General features: G+C 59.1%; 19 protein-coding genes. 11 read left to right on the top strand and 8 right to left on the bottom strand.

Annotation, left to right across the window (positions count from 1 at the left end; genetic code table 11):
• Nucleotides 1-18: 18 nt before the first annotated feature.
• Nucleotides 19-786: an alpha/beta fold hydrolase gene (locus CLV83_RS20375; RefSeq protein WP_132297100.1), complete on the top strand. Its 768-nt coding sequence runs from the start codon at nt 19-21 to the stop codon at nt 784-786.
• On the opposite strand, the gene CLV83_RS20380 is transcribed toward CLV83_RS20375, so the two are convergent.
• The 7 genes from CLV83_RS20380 to bioB all read right to left on the bottom strand — a co-directional run bounded on the left by CLV83_RS20380 (nt 777) and on the right by bioB (nt 6,662).
• Nucleotides 777-1,706 (bottom strand): putative metalloprotease CJM1_0395 family protein, encoded by a 930-nt coding sequence (locus tag CLV83_RS20380; protein ID WP_132297103.1) that lies wholly within the window; start codon nt 1,704-1,706, stop codon nt 777-779. The genes CLV83_RS20375 and CLV83_RS20380 overlap by 10 nt on opposite strands.
• Before the next feature lie 51 nt (nt 1,707-1,757).
• Complete coding sequence (locus tag CLV83_RS20385; RefSeq protein WP_207894976.1) at nt 1,758-2,027, bottom strand: hypothetical protein; 270 nt, start codon at nt 2,025-2,027, stop codon at nt 1,758-1,760.
• A gap of 154 nt (nt 2,028-2,181) precedes the next feature.
• The gene (gene bioD / locus CLV83_RS20390) at nt 2,182-2,874 is read right to left on the bottom strand and encodes a dethiobiotin synthase (RefSeq protein ID WP_132297106.1); all 693 of its coding nucleotides are present in this window, start codon (nt 2,872-2,874) and stop codon (nt 2,182-2,184) included.
• Entirely contained in the window at nt 2,871-3,674 is an 804-nt protein-coding gene (bioC, locus tag CLV83_RS20395; protein ID WP_132297110.1) for a malonyl-ACP O-methyltransferase BioC, read from the bottom strand. Before bioC ends, bioD begins: the two co-directional genes overlap by 4 nt.
• Complete coding sequence (gene bioH, locus CLV83_RS20400; protein WP_132297113.1) at nt 3,671-4,444, bottom strand: pimeloyl-ACP methyl ester esterase BioH; 774 nt, start codon at nt 4,442-4,444, stop codon at nt 3,671-3,673. Before bioH ends, bioC begins: the two co-directional genes overlap by 4 nt.
• Nucleotides 4,441-5,607: an 8-amino-7-oxononanoate synthase gene (bioF, locus tag CLV83_RS20405; protein WP_132297116.1), complete on the bottom strand. Its 1,167-nt coding sequence runs from the start codon at nt 5,605-5,607 to the stop codon at nt 4,441-4,443. The genes bioH and bioF overlap by 4 nt, the downstream gene beginning before the upstream one ends.
• A gap of 5 nt (nt 5,608-5,612) precedes the next feature.
• Nucleotides 5,613-6,662, bottom strand: a complete 1,050-nt coding sequence (gene bioB, locus CLV83_RS20410; RefSeq protein WP_132297119.1) for a biotin synthase BioB — start codon at nt 6,660-6,662, stop codon at nt 5,613-5,615.
• A gap of 76 nt (nt 6,663-6,738) precedes the next feature.
• On the opposite strand from bioB, the gene CLV83_RS20415 reads away from it, so the two are divergent.
• The 8 genes from CLV83_RS20415 (at nt 6,739) to CLV83_RS20450 (ending at nt 15,289) form a co-directional block, all read left to right on the top strand.
• Complete coding sequence (locus CLV83_RS20415; RefSeq protein WP_132297122.1) at nt 6,739-7,443, top strand: ComF family protein; 705 nt, start codon at nt 6,739-6,741, stop codon at nt 7,441-7,443.
• 75 nt (nt 7,444-7,518) lie between these two features.
• Nucleotides 7,519-9,159 (top strand): Na/Pi cotransporter family protein, encoded by a 1,641-nt coding sequence (locus tag CLV83_RS20420; protein WP_132297125.1) that lies wholly within the window; start codon nt 7,519-7,521, stop codon nt 9,157-9,159.
• Entirely contained in the window at nt 9,156-9,902 is a 747-nt protein-coding gene (locus tag CLV83_RS20425) for a sulfite exporter TauE/SafE family protein (protein WP_132297128.1), read from the top strand. The genes CLV83_RS20420 and CLV83_RS20425 overlap by 4 nt, the downstream gene beginning before the upstream one ends.
• Nucleotides 9,903-9,911: 9 nt before the next feature.
• A complete protein-coding gene (gene tsaA, locus CLV83_RS20430) occupies nt 9,912-10,619 on the top strand; it encodes a tRNA (N6-threonylcarbamoyladenosine(37)-N6)-methyltransferase TrmO (protein WP_132297131.1) in 708 nt (235 codons plus the stop codon).
• Nucleotides 10,620-10,713: 94 nt separating this feature from the next.
• Complete coding sequence (locus CLV83_RS20435) at nt 10,714-12,069, top strand: DASH family cryptochrome (RefSeq protein ID WP_132297134.1); 1,356 nt, start codon at nt 10,714-10,716, stop codon at nt 12,067-12,069.
• A complete protein-coding gene (locus tag CLV83_RS20440; RefSeq protein WP_243642460.1) occupies nt 12,062-13,543 on the top strand; it encodes an FAD-binding domain-containing protein in 1,482 nt (493 codons plus the stop codon). Before CLV83_RS20435 ends, CLV83_RS20440 begins: the two co-directional genes overlap by 8 nt.
• Nucleotides 13,500-13,703 (top strand): DUF2256 domain-containing protein, encoded by a 204-nt coding sequence (locus CLV83_RS20445; RefSeq protein WP_132297140.1) that lies wholly within the window; start codon nt 13,500-13,502, stop codon nt 13,701-13,703. Before CLV83_RS20440 ends, CLV83_RS20445 begins: the two co-directional genes overlap by 44 nt.
• A 20-nt stretch (nt 13,704-13,723) precedes the next feature.
• A complete protein-coding gene (locus CLV83_RS20450) occupies nt 13,724-15,289 on the top strand; it encodes a cryptochrome/photolyase family protein (protein ID WP_132297143.1) in 1,566 nt (521 codons plus the stop codon).
• Between the two features lie 18 nt (nt 15,290-15,307).
• Here CLV83_RS20450 and CLV83_RS20455 read toward each other — a convergent pair whose 3' ends face one another.
• Nucleotides 15,308-16,912, bottom strand: a complete 1,605-nt coding sequence (locus tag CLV83_RS20455; RefSeq protein WP_132297146.1) for an OpgD/OpgG family glucan biosynthesis protein — start codon at nt 16,910-16,912, stop codon at nt 15,308-15,310.
• Between the two features lie 272 nt (nt 16,913-17,184).
• On the opposite strand from CLV83_RS20455, the gene CLV83_RS20460 reads away from it, so the two are divergent.
• Entirely contained in the window at nt 17,185-17,394 is a 210-nt protein-coding gene (locus CLV83_RS20460; protein ID WP_132297149.1) for a hypothetical protein, read from the top strand.
• 90 nt (nt 17,395-17,484) lie between these two features.
• Nucleotides 17,485-18,774 carry an adenosylmethionine--8-amino-7-oxononanoate transaminase gene (bioA, locus tag CLV83_RS20465; protein WP_132297152.1) on the top strand — a complete coding sequence of 430 codons (1,290 nt, stop codon included), beginning with the start codon at nt 17,485-17,487 and terminating at the stop codon, nt 18,772-18,774.
• The last annotated feature ends 14 nt before the right edge of the window (nt 18,775-18,788 follow it).

The raw sequence follows: 18,788 nt of genomic DNA on the forward strand, positions 1-18,788 counted from the left end.
CTGCCTGGGAGAGATCCGATGCAACTGAATTACCACCGTACCGGCCAGGGGCCTGCGCTGATCATTCTGCACGGGCTCTTCGGCACCTGGGAGAACTGGGGCGCGCAGATCAAGATGCTGGCGGAACAGTACGATGTGATCGCTGCTGATCTGCGCAACCACGGCGCCTCGCCCCACAGCGATCAGCTCAGCTATGCGCTGATGGCCGAAGACGTTATCGAACTGATCGATAGCCTGAAGCTCGACAGCGTGCTTTTGCTCGGCCACTCCATGGGTGGCAAGGTGGCGATGCAACTGGCGATAGAACACCCCGAGCGGGTCGAGAAGCTGATCGTCGCCGATATCGCGCCGGTCACCTATGGCCGCCACCATGATGACGTATTCAGGGGACTGTTCAACGTGGAACTCGACGGCCTTAAGTCACGTTCTGCGGCTGACAAGCAACTGGCCGAACATGTGGAAATTCCCGGCGTTCGGGCCTTTCTGCTGAAAAACCTGCAGCGTGATTCGGAAGGCAAGTTCGGCTGGAAAATGAACCTGGATGCGCTGCACCAGGAATATCACGAAATATCCGCAGCCCCGGCGGAAGGTCAGTACAGCGGACCTACCCTGTTCATAAAGGGTGGCGATTCTAACTATCTGAAGCCCGAATACGCGGATGCGATCAAGTCACGCTTTCCCAACGTCAGCTACAAGATTATCGAGGGAACGGGACACTGGCTGCATGCCGAAAAGCCGGCAGCCTTCAATCGTATTGTAGAAAGGTTTCTTAGCGATCAGGCCTGATCGTTGATCACCGAACCGACAAAATAGTCGGAGTCCAGCACACCCATATCCACCAGTTTCTGGTTGAATTCACGCAGACGCTGGCTTAATTCGTCTCTCGATTCCTGGTATTCGGCCAACCGCTCGCTACGTGCCTCACCCTGCTGCTGCAGGCTATCGAAATACTCGCCTACTCTGGATACCAGCGCCTCAGTGCGTTCTTCCGTCGTAGCAGAAACCGCATTCTCAGGTGACAACGCAGTTGTAGCAGAAGTATCGGGGACAGATTCAATCACGGAGACCGTTGCAGGACCTGTAAGACTCGAGTCTGGGTTTTGCCCCTCTACATCAGCCTGATCTGCGGGGGTGCGACCAACCAGAGGATTCTCACGCTCCTCCGTATCCATGGATGAAAGCTCGGCCTGAGCTTCGTTAACTATCTGTCGAGCGGCCTGCGCCACACTCCTATCCTGAGCAGACGGCTCCGCCGGGGCCAGAGCCGCGCTGACGACCTGCCTCGCCAACTGAATATCACGCTGGGGATCACCGCTTCGGCTTGGCATCTGCACGCTGACTTCGCCACCCACCGCATACAAACGCCCATCAGGACCTTTTTCGTAGGTGTAGGACGCAGCACCGGTCAGCGCACCCCCTGCGTTCTGATGCGCCTGCTCGTGGGTGCGCACCTCACGGTCACGAGCACTCAGTTCCTGTATGATTTTCTGGTCCTGCAGATCCAGCTCTGCCTGCGCCGCAGGTGCTGAACCACCCACCCGCTGCTCAGAACGCAGACCCGACTCCCTTTGGTCCGCAGTTGCCGAGGCGCTTCCGTCATTGGATTGCGCTCCGCCTGGCACAGACGACGCAGCAGCTTGATCCTGAGTCTCCGATGGGCCAGGTCGATAGGTATTTTGCGTATAACTAGTGATCGTTGAAATCATAATGATGATCCAGATTCACTACCTACTGTTTAGTCAAAATTAATAGCCGCTTCAGGCGAAGGTATCCACGTTCTGCCCGAGCGTCAGCCCCAGGGCTTCAGAAGCCTCGGAAGGTTGTTCAACAATTTTAGTACTGGCTGCCTGCGTACTCGCATCCACGGTAGCCTCCTGCAAATCAGGATTGGCTACTACACCGGAGGCTTGCTCCGGTGATTCAGGCTGACCACTCCCCTGCAAATCGCTGGAAGCTCGTTGAGCACCATCAAGACTGCGGTTAGAGGCATAGAGCGATGCGTTTTGCGCTGTTAAAACGTTAATCATAACTGCACCCAAGCAAATCACTTGTGAGTTTAAATTATCGTCAGACGATAACTTACGCGCTATGAGTCGCCCGTAACAGTCACCAAAAAGGTTAAATCAGACACAAGCCGACTCATTCATAGAGCGACTAGTATAGCTCAACAACTACAAGTGTTCATTTTTTAAACACAGCCAAAGAGCTCAGATCCAGGTGTGCGGCAACCTGTGCCGGCGAGGGGTCATCAAGATGAGGCACCACTCCCAGCAGGGGGGCATGGATGGCGCCCTTTAGCGTATCGATATTCTCTTGCAGTACGGCCATCTCAGGATCCACAACGTTGGCCACCCAACCCGCCAACTGCAGCCCGTCGCGGGAGATCGCCTCTGCCGTCAGCAGAGCGTGGCTGATACAGCCCAGCTTCATCCCCACCACGAGAATCACCGGTAGCTCCATCAACTGAGGAACACGTGACAGCATCTCGCGACTGCTCAAGGGAACCCGCCAGCCTCCGGCCCCCTCGACCAGCGCAAAGTCGGCGGGCTGCATCAGTGCGCCACGGCAAAAAGCAGCGATACGGTCGGCACTGAGCCGGCGCTCTTCTCGCTGAGCGGCCAGGTGGGGCGCCATGGGCTCGGCCAGTGCTATGGGGTTAACCTGCTGGTAGGGCAATTGCACACTGGCGGTGGCCTGCAGAATCAACGCATCACTATTACGCAGCCCTTCCCCATGATCCTCGCAACCCGCAGCCACCGGCTTCAGACCGATGGTTCTCAGGCCCAGTTCATTGGCGTGATGCAGCAGCCCCGCGCTGACCAGGGTTTTGCCAGCGTCGGTATCGGTTCCGGTAATAAAGAAGGTCTTTTTCACGACTGCGGCTTTCTCCAATGGCAGAAATAAAGTTCATAGCTTGCCGGCAAGGCTCCGGATGCCAGTCTCGTCCGCTCGTAAGCCTGGGTCAGTTTCCTCAGGCGCTCTCGGGTCGACAGGCCCTGGCGGCTGCGGGCGTTAACATTATGTGCACCCAGCGCCTTGAGCTCATGCGTCAGCTGGCCGAGTTTGCCATATTCCAGCACGCGAAGCTGCGCCTCCTGCTTTACAGATTCAAGTACAACAGCAGCTTCGTTAACCTCTGCCAGAGGCAGGAACTCATTCACATGGCAATCATCATCCACCGCCGCCCAGGCCAGCTTTAGTTCGACCAGCGTCGCCGGGCCAAGCGTAGCGACCAGAACCTGACCACCTGGCTTTAACACGCGCGCGAGTTCAGCAAACAGCATTTCGGGCCGCTCACACCACTGCACCGCCAGGCTGGAAAACACCAGATCGACACTGTTATCCGCCAGCGGCAACTGCTCGGCATCACCACAGACATGTTTGTGCTGCGCCAGCGAGTGCCGGTCACGAGCATACGCCAGCATTCCCTCCGCCAGATCCAGGCTCAGCAGCAGCGCCTTTGGATAACGTGCTCTGAGCTGCGGCGAGGCGTAACCGGTGCCGCTGCCCAGGTCCACCACTACCTTAGGCTCGATATCAGGAAGCCAGGACAATAAATAGTCTGCGGTGTCGCGCTGCAGCCCGGCGACGCTGTCATAGGTTGGCGCCGCGCGGCTGAATGAGTTTGCCACCAGCCGCTTATCTCTCAGCTTATCTCGCAACATCGCCGTCATAACGCCGCCTCAGCCGAGCGCTCTGCGAGAGCGTTTAACGCTGAGTCGAACCGTTCAGGCTCTGCCAGAAAAGGCAGATGCGCCGAGTGTTCGAAAAGCTGCACTTCTATAGACTGATTAAGCTGAGCGACGGCACCAGCAAGAGATGCCGGCACCAACTGATCATGCAGCCCCAGCAACAGAGTGGCCGGCACGGAAAGCGCGCACAGCTGGGGGCGCAGGTCCTCGCGCAACAGATCGAGCGTCGACCCCAGCGCCTCTGGTTCTGCTCCGGCTATAACCCGTTTCAGCCGTTTAAGCTCATCCCGGGCGCTCTGGCTGCCCTGGGTCTGCAGCATGGCAAAACGGCTCAGGGTTTTAGCGGGGTTCAGTGCAACTCCGTCAGCGAAGGCTTCGAACACCTCGGTGTCCATGGCGCTGGTCCAGCAGTCGCGTTGAATAAAGCAGGGCGACGCCGCCACCATCAGAAACCCGCTGACCCGGGACGGCGCAACACTGGCAACTTGAAGCGCCAACGCTCCACCGAGCGACCAACCGATCCAGAGCGCTTTTTGCGGCGCTACGTCAAGGAGCGCTTCGGCGGTAGCCGCCATCGAGTCATTCTCAATCGCCGCTGACTTGCCGAGGCCGGGAATATCGATCAGGGTAAGCCGGTAATGCGGGCTCAACCTGTCGATCACCGGCGCCCAGATCTCGCTGGATAATCCCCAGCCATGCAGCAGCACCAGCTCTGGACCGCTATTGCCGTGATGCTCCAGATGCAGGCTCACGCGACACCTCCACGCAGTTCGTCAAGCGCCGCCAGCAGGCGGTCCACCTGCTGCTCGCTGTGGGTCGCGCTCAGCGTCACTCTCAGGCGCGAACTACCCGCCGGAACCGTAGGCGGACGAATAGCGGAAACGAACAGCCCCCGTGTTTCAAGGCCCTCACTGAGACGCATCGCCTCGGCCGCATCGCCGATCATGATCGGCTGGATCGGCGTTTCAGAAGCCATCAGCTCATAGCCGAGTTGCTGGGCACCAATGCGGAAACGCTGGATCAGCGAGCGGAGTTTTTCCCGGCGCCAGCTCTCCTCCCGCACCAGCTTGAGACTTGCCAGCGTCGCCCAGGCCACGGCCGGCGGCATACTGGTGGTATAGATATAGCTGCGCGCGAACTGGATCAGCGTTTCGATCAACGCATCACTTCCAGCCACAAAAGCACCGGCGGTACCAAAGCCTTTGCCGAGCGTACCCATAAGCACCGGCACATCGGCCTGACTCAGGCCAAACTGCTCGACACAACCGGCGCCGGTCTGGCCTAAAACGCCCATACCGTGAGCGTCGTCCACCATCAGCCAGCCCCCCGCCTCACGGCTGGTGCGCGCCAGCTCCGGCAGGTCGGCGATATCGCCATCCATACTGAAGACGCCATCGGTGACCACCAGCTTGCGGCGCGCGTCGCTCTTTTCTAGGCGCTGTTTCAGGCTGGCGGCATCGTTATGCAGGTAACGCTGAAAACGGGCGCCGGAGAGAAGGCCGCCATCGAGCAGCGAAGCGTGGTTGAGACGATCCTCAAACACCCCATCCTGCTTATCCAGCAACGCGTTGATCACACCAAGGTTGGCCATGTAACCGTTGGAGAACAGCAGTGCTCTAGGCCTGCCGGTCCACTCGGCCAGCGCCTCCTCCAACTCGTGGTGCGCACTGGAGTGCCCCATCACCAGGTGGGATGCGCCGCCGCCGACGCCGAAGCGCTCCACGCCCTCGATCATCGCCTGTTTCAGTGCCGGATGGTTGGCCAAGCCCAGGTAGTCGTTGGAGCAGAACGCGAGACAGTTTTGGCCATCAACGCTAACTTCAGGCCCTTGGGGCGATTCCAGCAGACGGCGGCGACGATAAAGGTGGGCGGCGCGGCGCTCTTGCAGCGCCGCCTCCAGTTGATCGAAGGACATGGAGATCAGTTAACCGCGTCGTAGAACAGAGCGTCGTCCTTACGCGCCTGCAGGTTGCGAGTGATCGCCTCTTCCTGTTCGGCGTCTGTCTGTTCGATACGCTGTTCCACGTTGATACCCAGGCGCTTGAACAGCTGCAGGTCGCGGTTGGTTTCCGGGTTCGGCGTGGTCAGCAGGCACTCGCCGTAAAAGATGGAGTTGGCGCCGGCGAAGAAGGTCATCGCCTGCATCTCGTCGGACATCTGCTCACGGCCAGCGGACAGGCGCACGTGGGATTTCGGCATCAGGATACGCGCCACGGCTATATTGCGAACAAACTCCAGCGGATCCAGGTCTTCCACATTTTCCAGCGGCGTGCCTTCCACCTTCACCAGCATGTTGATCGGCACCGACTCCGGCTGCTGCGGCAGGTTGGCCAGCTGCTTGAGCAGGCCGATGCGGTCGTTGGCGGTTTCGCCCATACCAAGGATGCCGCCGCTGCAGATCTTCATACCCGCATCACGCACATGACCCAGGGTATCGAGGCGATCCTGGTAGGTGCGGGTGGTGATGATCTTGTCGTAGAACTCCGGCGAGGTATCCAGGTTATGGTTGTAGTAATCAAGCCCGGCTTCGGCCAGCTGATCCGCCTGATGCTCTTTCAGCATCCCCAGGGTCATGCAGGTTTCCAGCCCCAGCTCTTTCACCCCTTTGACCATCTCCAGTACATAGGGCATATCTCTGTCGGTGGGGTGTTTCCAGGCGGCGCCCATGCAGAAACGGGTTGAGCCCGCGGCCTTCGCCTGTTTCGCCTTGGCCAGCACCGCTTCGACCTCCATCAGACGCTGCTTTTCCAGGCCGGTGTCGTAGTGTGCGCTCTGGGGGCAATACTTGCAGTCTTCCGGGCAGGCGCCGGTCTTGATCGACAGCAGTGTACTGACCTGCACCTCGTTCGGGTCAAAGTGCTGGCGGTGCACCGTCTGGGCACGAAACAGAAGGTCGTTGAAGGGCAGGTCAAACAGCGCCTGGATCTCCGCTTCTGTCCAGTCGTGACGCACGTCGGCTTGGGTTTGCATTGGGCAGGGCTCCGCTTCAGCATAATTGATTAAGACAGGACGCAAATCATAAACAGACAGAAGGAACTGTCAACTTATGAAAAAACCAAAGGTAGACTTTAGTTTATTTTTTAACCAGGCCTGTTTTCTTTGCCGCGCCTACCCCGCTGTAACCGGTGGTCTTTGCGAAGGCTGTCACGGAGACCTGCCCTGGCTGATCAGTTTCTGCCCGCGCTGCGCAGAGCCGCGCCCGTCTCATATACCTCAGGACCAACCCTGCGGTCGTTGCCAGAAAACACCACCCCACTATGATCGCGTTATCGCCGCCTTCGGCTACGCCTTTCCGCTCAGCCAGATGATTCCCGGAATCAAATATCATCGCCGGCCCGCGTTGATCGGCGGCCTGGCAGCGACGCTTTCCCACCTGATAGAAGAGCGCAGCGAACACCCGCCCCAACTGCTGTTACCCGTTCCCATGCATCCCTGGCAGGAGATGTCGCGGGGCTTCAATCAATCGGCTCTGTTGGCGGCCGAGCTTGGAAAAAGACTCGGGATCCCAGTCGCACACAACAGGATAAAAAAGGTGCGCAGAACCATACATCAAGCGGACCTGGATCGACGTTCAAGAGCCACCAACCTGAGAGGCAGTTTTCGCGTTATCGGGTCAATACCGGAGCGGGTCGCCATCGTCGACGATATTCTGACCACCGGCGCCACCGCCAACGAACTGGCCAAATGTGTCAAAAAAGCGGGAGCCAAAGAAGTGGAGATCTGGGTGCTGGCAAGAACTGCATCCAATTGATAAACGGTAAAAAAGAGTTCTGATAAACTGTCCGTCTGGACAATTCCTACTGGCTTCAGGGCGCGGAGCGGAACTATGACGTTTGAGATGATTGGCCAACTGATCGGCGGTATCGGCCTCTTTCTGCTGGGCATGCAACTGATGACCGCAGGGCTTAAGCAGGCCGCCGGACGCTCCCTGAAACAGGCCCTTGAGGCCGCGACCCGTTCCCGCCTGCGCGGTCTGTTATCCGGCACCCTGATCACCGCCGCTGTGCAGTCATCCAGCGCGGTCACTGTGGCCACCCTCGGTTTCGTTAACGCCGGGTTGCTAACACTGGGTCAATCCATCGCCGTGATCTACGGCTGTAATATCGGTACCACCATGACCGGCTGGCTGGTGGCGTTGATCGGTTTCAAGATCAAGATCAGCGCCTTCGCCCTGCCGATGATCGGCGTGGGCATCGCCCTGCGCACGATGAGCAAGAACGGCCGCCTTGGGCATATTGGTACTGCTGTCGCCGGGTTCGGCCTCTTCTTTATCGGGCTCGACTTTCTTCGTGCCAGCTTCGATGGCCTCTCCGAGAATATCCCGCTTGAGAGCATCGGCCACGGTCCGCTGGCACTGGCTATCTTTGTCGCAGCCGGTTTCCTGCTGACCTTCCTGATGCAGGCCTCCGCTGCTGTCATGGCGATCGCCCTTTCGCTGGTCCACACCGGCTCAATCACGTTGTCAGCGGCGGCAGCACTGGTGATCGGCGCTAACGTTGGCACCACGACCACTGCGCTGATCGCCGCCATCGGCGCGACGCCCAACGCCAAGCGCATATCCGCCGCCCATGTCATTTTCAATCTGCTCACCGGCGCCGTGGGACTGGTATTCCTGATGTTTCTGGCGGGTTGGCTCGATCAACTGGATGCGAGCCGGTTCGACCTGGTCAGTCTGCTGGCACTCTTCCACACCCTGTTCAACCTCACTGGCGTGGCGATGATCTGGCCGCTCACGGACTGGATGGAAAAGATGCTCAACAACCGTTTCCGCAGCCTGGAAGAGAACGAATCCCGCCCACGTTACCTGGATAAAAACATCCTCACCACTCCATCACTGGCGGTGGAAGCGATGAACCAGGAGCTGGCCCGCGTCAGCCGCCACTGCACCCGCCTTTCCAAGGAGGCACTCAGCGCGGAAACTGCATCCCGTGATAAGATCGAAGCCGAGGCGCAGGGCATCTACCAGCTGGTTGGCAAGATCGCCGAATTCAATCAGGAACTGGCGCGCCAGAACCTGATTCCTGAGATCAGTGAAACCCTGCCGATCTCGCTGCGCGTGGCGCGCTACTTCAGCGAGATGGCACGGATCAGCGCTACCCTGGCCGACTACTATCCGCAGTTTGATACTATTCAGGATGAAGGTCTGAAGAAAAACCTGTTTGAGTTCAAACAGGCGATTATTCGCCTGGTCGATATGGCGGAGATACGCGAGAACAGCAGCAGCCAGGGCTACGAAACCCACCAGCTGATGCGCGAGGTAAAACATATCTACCAGCAGCTCAAATCCTCACTGCTGGAGCAAGCAGTCAAAGGCCGCATGGACAACGCCGAAAGCATGGCGCTGCTCGACGCAGTCAGCCAGCTGCAACGGTTGGCGGAGCAGGCCGAAAAAGCGTCCAGCCACTGGAGCTCCACTCTTCCCGTGCATGAACGCGGACCGCTACACAAGGAACAGACCCAAGCATGATTACCGATCCACTGTTTTACCTCGCCGCGGTGCCGGCAGTCCTTATCGTTGGCATCTCCAAGGGGGGCTTTGGCGGTGGTCTGGGCCTGCTCGCCGTACCGATGATGTCGCTGGTGATCAGCCCGATTCAGGCGGCGGCGATCATGCTGCCGATTCTCTGCCTGATGGATCTGGTGGGTCTCTGGAGCTTTCGCGGCAAGGGTGATTTCAGTCTTCTCAAGGTGCTGATTCCTGCGTCACTGGTTGGCATCATTGTCGGCGCGCTGAGCTTCAACTACCTGAGCGAGCGCAGCCTGGAGTTTATCGTTGGCGCCATCGCCGTGCTGTTTACGCTTAACTACTGGCTGCGGCCAAAACAGCGGGAGGCAAAACAACCGAGCACCGCCCGCGGCGGTTTCTGGGGACTGATCACCGGTTTCACCAGCTTCAGCGTCCATGCCGGCGGACCGCCGCTGAATATCTACCTGCTGCCGCTGCAGCTGGAGAAGAGCGCTTATATCGGTACCACCATTATCATGTTCGCAGCGATCAATTACCTGAAAGTGATCCCCTACGCAGTTCTCGGGCAGTTCAGCATGGCCAACCTGAGTACGGCGGCGGTCCTGGCCATACTCGCTCCCATCGGGGTGCGCATGGGCTACTGGATGCATCACCGCATTAACGAAAAGTGGTTCTACCGTATCTGCTTTGTTTTTCTGTTCGTCACCGGCAGCAAGCTGCTGTTCGATGCCATCATCGGCTGAGGTTTAACGATGAATTTTGAACCCATCGGGGTTATCCACAGCGCCTTTGACGAGAAGTTTGGCATCCCACGTCAGCCGGGGCTGACGCCATCCTTGAATGCGACGATAGAGATACTGCCGCCGTTCGCCTCACCAGAAGCGGTGCGCGGCCTGGAGCAGGCCAGCCATATCTGGCTTATCTTTCTGTTCAGCGCGACCGCGGAACAGGGATGGAAACCGCTGGTTCGTCCGCCCCGCCTGGGTGGTAACCGCCGGCTTGGCGTATTTGCCTCGCGCTCGCCGTTTCGTCCCAACCCCATAGGCCTGTCTCCAGTGCAGCTGACCGGCATACGCCAGCAGGGAGACTCCATTCTGCTCGACGTGGTCGGCGCGGACCTGCTCGACGGCACACCGATCCTGGATATCAAACCCTACCTGCCCTATGCCGATAGTATCCCCGAGGCTCACTTTGCCCTGGCGGAGAAGATTGAAACTCTGGAGCTGCCGATCCACTGGAGCGAACAGGCCGAGCAGGCCGTCAACGAGCAGAGTCAGCTGAAAAACCAGCCGCTGGCAACACAGATAGAGGAGCTGCTGCGCTGCGATCCAAGACCTGCCTACCAGCGTGATCCGGAACGGGAATATGGTGTCAGCCTGCACCAACTCAACATCCGTTTCCGCATCAGCGAGACAGCTATAGAGGTTCTCAGAATCACCGTGGCCGCCAGACCACTTTAACCTCGGCAGCGACCGATCAGCGCCACAGCCAGTGAAAGAATGATCTACTCTGACCTCCCGGAACGTACCTGCTTGTGCACCCGGGAGATCATTGATGACTACGACGCTGTACCGCTTCACCAACGACCTGCGCCTGACCGATAACGCCGCGCTGTCTCAGGCAGCCAGCCTGTCCGACAAATTGATCTGCGTTTACTGCGTGAACCCCAGCTGGTTTCGCATGGGTAACTATCAGTCGCGTCCAATGGGCGATCACCGCTGGCGTTTTCTTTACCAGTCTCTGCGGGATCTGGACCGCCACCTGGAAGCATTGGGGCAGCGCCTGCTGGTGCTTTACGATAAACCTGAGACCAGCCTGCGCCGGCTCTGCTCCGCGCTCAAGGTAGACCTGCTGCTGCAAAGCCACCCCAGCTGTTTCGACGAGCTGACCGAGTGGGACCGGCTGGAGTTTCCCGGTGTGCATAAACGGCTTATCTGGACGCACACGCTGTTTACGCCGGATCACCTTCCGTTTCCCCTTGAGCAGCTGCCCGGCCATTTCACCGCTTTTCGCAAAGAGGTGGAGTCGCTGTACGTGCCCGATCCCCTCGCACCGCCTGGCAGCCTGCCGCCACCGCCTGTCACCCTTCCGCTATCGGACTGGAACCAGCTACCGGATGCCTCCAAAGGCGACAGTGCTCTGAGCGGCGGCAGCGAGGGCGCTGCAGAGAGGCTCGAATACTATTTTTCATCACGCCTGCCAGACAGCTACAAGGCGACACGGAACGCACTTCAGGGCCGGGATAACAGCACCGGTTTCAGCCCCTGGCTGGCCAACGGCGCCCTGTCTCCGAGACAGATCGCCCAGGCTCTCTATCAATATGAAACCCGCCACGGCGCCAGCGAATCCTCTGGCTGGATCTATTTTGAACTGCTCTGGCGGGAATACTTTCACTGGTACGCGCGCAAGCACGGCTCACAGCTGTTTCAGTTTCGCGGTATCAAGACTCAGCCACCGTTAACGACCTTCTACCCATCCCGGTTTCGTAAATGGACCCAGGGCGCTACCCCAAGTCCCCTGGTTAACGCCTGCATGAACGAGCTGCGCGAGACCGGCTGGCTATCCAACCGTGGCCGACAGCTGGCCGCCAGCTACCTGGTCAATGAGCTGGGCGTTGACTGGCGCTACGGCGCTGCCTGGTTCGAGCAGCAGCTGGTGGATTACGACCCCGCCGCCAATTGGGGGAACTGGCAGTACATCGCTGGCGTCGGCGCCGACCCGCGCGGCGGGCGCCACTTCGATATCGAATGGCAGAGAGAGCAATACGATCCAGATGACGCATACGTAAAGCGCTGGACCAGCAGCCAGGCGGCGGCACTCCCCCTGGACAGCGTCGACTGCGCGGACTGGCCGGTCATCCACAACGCAGACGATGGCGAGGCCAAAGACGAGGAAAATCAGCGTGACTGAACGCCCGGTTATCCAGGTCGTCTGGTTCAAACGCGACCTGCGCTTGAGCGACCACCACCCCCTGGTCGAGGCGCTGAAGACCGGCCTGCCGACCCTGCTTCTCTATGTTCTGGAGACAGATAGCGACCGGGATCCTCACCTGAGCGCTCGCCACTGGCGCTTTATCCGTCAGTCTCTGGCGGAAATGGATCAGCAGCTTCGCCCCTTCGGTGCGCATATGAGCGTGCAGTGCGGCACCATGCCGAACCTGCTTGAATCGATTTCGCAGCGCTATCGGATCGCGAGTCTGTTCAGCCACGAAGAAACGGGGACGGATATCACCTTCCAGCGCGACAAAAGAGTGGCCCGCTGGTGCCAACAGCGCGGAGTCGGCTGGCAGGAGTTCCCCAGCGGAGCCGTTATCCGAGGCCTGACCAGCAGACATGACTGGGACCAGCACTGGTACCGGGTAATGCGTGCCCCGCTTGCCCACCTGGATCTTTCCAGACTTAACCCCATCCATGTAGAACCTCTTTCCAGGCTGATCTGGCCGGAACAGAGCCAAGCGGATGCCGCACATTTCCAGCCCGGCGGTGAGCTGCAGGCGCAAGCGGTGATGGAGAGCTTTTTCAGCCGCCGGGGGCTGAACTACCGTTACTCGATCTCAAGCCCCGATAAAAGTCGTCAACACTGCTCCCGACTCTCGCCCTACCTGGCCTGGGGCAACCTGAGCCTGCGCCAGGTTTACCGGCGAACGTCCCTGCAGCGTAACCATCCAGACTGGAGTCACAGCCTGCGCGCCTTTGCCTCGCGGCTGCATTCGCACTGTCACTTTATCCAGAAGTTCGAAAGCGAATGCGAGATGGAGTTTCGACCGGTCAATCGCGCCTACGAAGCGTTGCCCTATCGTCAGGATAACCGCGTTGAGCAGGACCTGAAAGCCTGGCTCGCCGGCATGACCGGCTTCCCGCTGGTCGATGCCTGTATGCGCGCGCTGCACACTACCGGCTATATCAACTTTCGCATGCGCGCCATGCTGGTCAGCTTTCTTTGTCATCATCTGAATATCGACTGGCGGCTTTGCGCTCAGCCTCTGGCACGCCTGTTTCTCGACTACGAACCGGGTATCCACTACCCGCAGATACAGATGCAGGCGGGAGTGACCGGCACCAACACCATCCGCATCTACAACCCGGTCAAACAATCCCAGGAGCAGGACCCTCAGGCGCGCTTCATCCGCCAGTGGGTGCCGGAGCTGCACGACATTCCCACCGATCTTATCCACACACCCTGGTCCGCGGCTCCGCTGGAACGCCAGATGCTTGGGCTGGATCGCTATCCGGAACCGATCATCGACCTGGATACCGCCAGCGCCGCCGCCCGGGAACGGCTCTGGAGCTGGCGTGAACGCAAGGATGTGCGCAACGAAGCCCAGCGTATTCTCAAACGCCATGTACGCCCACCCACTGAAGAGGAGCTGGCCCGTGCACGCTAAGCCACATCTACCCAGCAAGATCTGCCCGGTCTGTGAGCGTCCATTCAGTTGGCGCAAGAAATGGGCGAGGGAGTGGGAGTCGGTGATCTACTGTTCCGAGCGCTGCCGGCGCTCGAAATATCGACGGGTGCAAGACAGCCCTGCTTCGCAAGAAACCTAACCCAAACAAGAAAAAGCGACATGGAAAACAGCGAGCACTGCAGCAGCACTCTGCGCCTCATTCTGGGCGATCAACTGAATGCCTCACACAGCTGGTTCCGGGAAAAGAACTCCCACTGCATCTATCTGATCGCCGAACTGAAACAGGAGACCGGCTATGTGCGCCATCATGTGCAAAAGGTCTGTGCGTTTTTCCTGGCGATGCAGGCGTTCGCAGCCGCACTGGAAAAAGCGGGACACCGGGTTATCTACCTGACACTGGATGACACCGCCGACTGCACCAGCCTGCCGCAGCTGCTCGACCGGGTAATCGCGGAACAGGCGATCGGCTCGTTCGAGTTTCAGCGCCCGGACGAATACCGGCTGCTGGAACAGCTGCGCCACTATGCCGCCGATCTCGACCTGCCCAGCCGGGAGGTCGATACGGAGCACTTTCTACTCCCCTTTGACGAGCTGGCGAAAGAGTTCAAGGCCGATACGGCGCATCGGATGGAGGCGTTTTATCGCCGCATGCGCAAACGTCACGATATCCTGCTGGAGAACGGCGAGCCGGTAGGCGGTCAGTGGAACTTCGATAAGGAGAATCGCGAATCGCTGAAGCCCGAAGCCCTGGAGCAACTGCCGGAGCCGCTGCTGTTCGCCAACGATGCCAGCCAGGTACTTGAGCGACTGGAGCGCCACCAGGTCAAGACTTTCGGTAGCGCGCAGCCACAGCTGATCTGGCCGGTCAGTCGCAGCCAGGCGCTGGATCTGCTGAGCTACTTCTGCGAACACCTGCTGCCCAACTTCGGCCGTTTTCAGGATGCAATGACCCGGCAAAAGCAGCAGCGCTGGAGCCTTTACCACTCAAGACTCTCCTTCGCCCTGAACGCAAAAATGCTGCATCCACTGCAGGTTATCCGCCAGGCGATAGCCGCCCGGGAAGCCAACCCGCAGCGAATCAATCTGGCGCAACTGGAGGGGTTCGTACGCCAGATTCTTGGCTGGCGAGAGTTCGTCCGCGGCATCTACTGGGCCAATATGCCGGGCTACGAATCGCGCAACGCACTGACTGCCGATCGCAAACTGCCGGCCTACTTCTGGAATGGCGATACGCAGATGCGCTGCATGCAGGAATCCCTGGGCCAATCGCTGGAATATGCCTACGCGCACCATATCCAGCGGCTGATGGTGATCGGTAACTTCTGTTTGATCGCAGGAATCGATCCCGACGCAGTGGATAACTGGTACCTGGGTGTGTACGTGGATGCGATCCAGTGGGTTGAGCTGCCTAACACCCGCGGCATGAGCCAGTTTGCCGATGGCGGCCTGCTGGCCAGCAAGGCCTACGCGGGCTCGGGTCAGTACATCTCGCGCATGAGCGATTACTGCAAGGAGTGCCACTACAGGGTCAGCCAGAAAACCGGGCCGCGCAGTTGCCCGTTTAACAGCCTCTACTGGGACTTCATGCTGCGCCACCGCGAGCGCTTTGAACTCAACCCGCGTGTAGCCATGCTCTATCGCAACTGGGACCGCCAGAGCGAGGAGAGCCGTGCGGCCATCCTCGATCAGGCGAAGAAATATCTGTCACGGCTAGAAAGCCTGTGACCCAGGCGCGCTATCCGCTTAAAGGTGACCGGGGTTACGCAGGTCACGCTCGTCGGCAGGCGGCGGCGTCCACTGGTAGACCCAGGTCTCGGTCAGCGGCTGGCCGTTGGCTTCGAGATAGACCCGTAGATTCACCGGTTCAGTGCTCTCGGTCGGCACCAGGTCAAACATGGCGCGGTAGCCGCCAATGGCGTTCTGGGGACGTGCTGACGCAATCTCCACCTCGCCGGATGATGCCGTAATGACCGGCTTAACCTCGGTATCCTTACCCAGCATATCGAGCATCCCGCCGGCAAAATCGATCACGAAGCGCTGGCTGTAATACTCCCGTTTCTGACCAACCACGCCGCCGATACCGGTAAAGGTATCCACCACCCGAGCCGCTTCAGGCTGCACCGGCGCCGTGCCGCCCCAGTAGAGGTTATAACTGAACAGCAGCTCCTGCCCCGGTTCCACCGGTTCGGCCGGATTCCAGAAGGCGACGATATTATCGAAGGTCTCATCGAGGGTCGGTATCTCAACCAGCTGCACCGAACCCTTGCCCCAGTCGCCCAGCGGCTCTATCCACAGGCTCGGCCGGCGATCGTAGAACACACCGTCATCCTGGTAGTGATCGAAGTCCCGGTCCCGCTGCAGCAGGCCAAAACCTTTGGGGTTTTCATCGCTATAAGCGTTAAACCTGAGCGACTCAGGGTTAGTCAACGGACGCCAGATCCACTCGCCGTTACCGGTATGCATCGCCAGGCCGTCGGAGTCGTGGATCTCCGGTCGCCAGTCCCAACCGACACGACGGTCGTTTTCACCGACCATATACATACTGGTCATCGGCGCAACGCCTAAGCGCTCAATGGATCGACGCGGGTAGATCGCCGCATCCACTTTCATGGTCAACCGAGGTCCCGGACGGATATCAAAACGGTAGGCGCCGGTGACGCTGGGCGAGTCCATCAGCGCATATACGGTGGTCACGTCACTGCCGGGCTTGGGATCTTCAAGCCAGAAGTCGGTGAACATGGGAAACTCTTCAGGCCTTGGCAGGGCCGTATCGACGGCCAACCCACGGGCGGAGAGACCGTATTGCATCTCCTTGCCCACGGCCCTGAAATAACTGGCGCCCAAAAAGGCGATCACATCGCGAGCCCAGTCGTTGTGATACTGCAGACGGAAGCCGGCAAAGCCGAGGTCATCCGGCATGGAACGGCCCTTAACGCCGGAATCACCATAACTGAACAGGGATGATGAGTACTCCACCGGGCTCGACTCACCCTCTTTCAAGCGATGTATCTGCACCGGCGTGTCGAAGTAGAGGCCCAGGTGAAACAGTTCACCACGAAAGCGCACATTCTTATCATCGCGCCAGAGCGCTTCATCCTTGTTGTAACTGAGCTGTTGATAATCATCCCAGCTCAACCCTTTAAGCGCTTCGGGCAGCTGTCCCTTATGGCTGTAATAGGGTCCCTGTGCCGACTGCTGCGCCTGACCTTTCAGCCAGGCATAGCTGAAATTTTCTCCCTCGGCGGGCTCGGCAGCGGCGACCGCGCCATTTGCCGCAAGGCCTAGCGTAAGCACCAGGCCGGTTAACAGGCGTCCGTTTACTCCTCGGTTTTCAAAGCCGGATTTCATAAGCGTCCTTTTCGTCCATGTTCCGTTGATGCCTCCATCACAGGGCGTTTCACTGGCGATCTCGCTGACCCGTTTTCTGAGGAATGGAGGCTCGGCTCATATTTAGAGACTACGAGGAAAGTAAAAGGTTGCTCCCCAGACGGCTGCAGTCATCATTCGGACGCATCAAATCGTCCGGGAAACCAGCACCGAAGTGTTGTTTAATTTTCAGCCGGCAGATGGCGCATAAGGGTCTAGACTAGTTGAGTGTTTACTCATAAGGAGACCCTGTAATGTCGTACAAGAAACCCGTATTTAAAGAGACTCATCAGACCATTGCCGAGCAGACCCGCTCTTATCTGAAATCAGGCGGCAAGATCGAAGAGGTTCCAGCCGGCTATACCGGGCAGGCCAAACTTGCCGATAAGCAGAAACACTACCTCGCGTCCTCAACCGGACTTCCAGCGGGCAGCCTCAAAAAGCCAGGCATCAACAACCACTGACGCTCCGGGCACCAGGTTTACAAAAGCCCCTGTGTTACACTTCGCGCCTCCAGACACCGAGCATCCCCCTCTCAACTCACCGGAGGTAGCATGAGTATCAACGAAGAGCAGCTGGCCTTTGACCAGGCCCATATCTGGCACCCCTACTCCTCGATGATCAATCCACCGCCGATGACCCCGGTGGAATCCGCCTCAGGCGTGCGCATCAAGCTCAGTGACGGACGCGAACTGATCGATGGTATGGCGTCCTGGTGGTCGACCATACACGGCTATAACCACCCCAGGCTGAATGCCGCCGCCCATGGCCAGATAGACAAAATGTCGCATGTCATGTTTGGCGGCATTACGCACGAGCCGGCCATCGAGCTGGCCCGCAAGCTGGTGGAGATGACTCCGGAGGGACTGGACCGCGTATTCCTCGCCGACTCCGGCTCCGTATCCGCCGAAGTCAGCATGAAGATGGCGATCCAGTACTGGCACGCCCGCGGCAAACCGGGCAAGCACCGCATGCTGTCGCTACGTAACGGCTATCACGGCGACACCTTCGGCGCCATGTCGGTCTGCGACCCGGTCACCGGTATGCATGAGCTGTTCAGCGGCGTGCTCGCTCAGCAGTTCTTCATTCCCCGCCCCGAAACCCGCTTCGGCCAGCCATTGCTGGACGGGGACCTGGATGCGCTTGAGCAGATGCTCAGCGAACACGCCGACGAGATCGCCGCACTGATTCTTGAGCCGATCGTTCAGGGTGCTGGCGGCATGTATTTCTACTCACCGGAATGGCTCAAGGGCGCCCGCGCGCTCTGTGATCGTTACGAAGTACTGATGATCGCCGATGAGATCGCCACAGGCTTTGGTCGCACCGGCAAGCTGTTCGCCTGCGAACACGCCGGCATCAGCCCGGACATCATCTGCCTGGGCAAGGCATTGACCGGCGGCTACATGACCCTGGCGGCCACGCTGACCACCGCCCATATTGGTGAAACCATCTCCAACGGCGGTGCCGGCTGCTTTATGCATGGCCCTACCTTTATGGGTAACCCGCTGGCCTGCGCCGTGGCTAATGAAAGCCTTACGCTGCTGCAGGAACAGGACTGGCAGGCTGAGGTTTCCCGCATAGAAGGACAACTGAAACAGCAGCTGGCCCCGGCAGCGGCCCTCAACAACGTGGCCGAAGTACGGGCACTGGGCGCCATTGGCGTAGTGCAGCTGCGCGAGCCGGTGACGCTTGCCGAGATCCAGCCACTGTTTGTCGATGCCGGCGTTTGGGTCCGCCCGTTCGGCAAGCTGGTGTATGTTATGCCGCCCTATATCATGAGCAACGAAGACCTGGCGACGCTCTGCAGCGCGATTATCGATGTGCTTGGCCAGCTGGAGAATTAACGCGAGGCACCTGC

It is taken from the genome of Marinobacterium mangrovicola, from assembly GCF_004339595.1.
Taxonomy (GTDB): domain Bacteria; phylum Pseudomonadota; class Gammaproteobacteria; order Pseudomonadales; family Balneatricaceae; genus Marinobacterium_D; species Marinobacterium_D mangrovicola.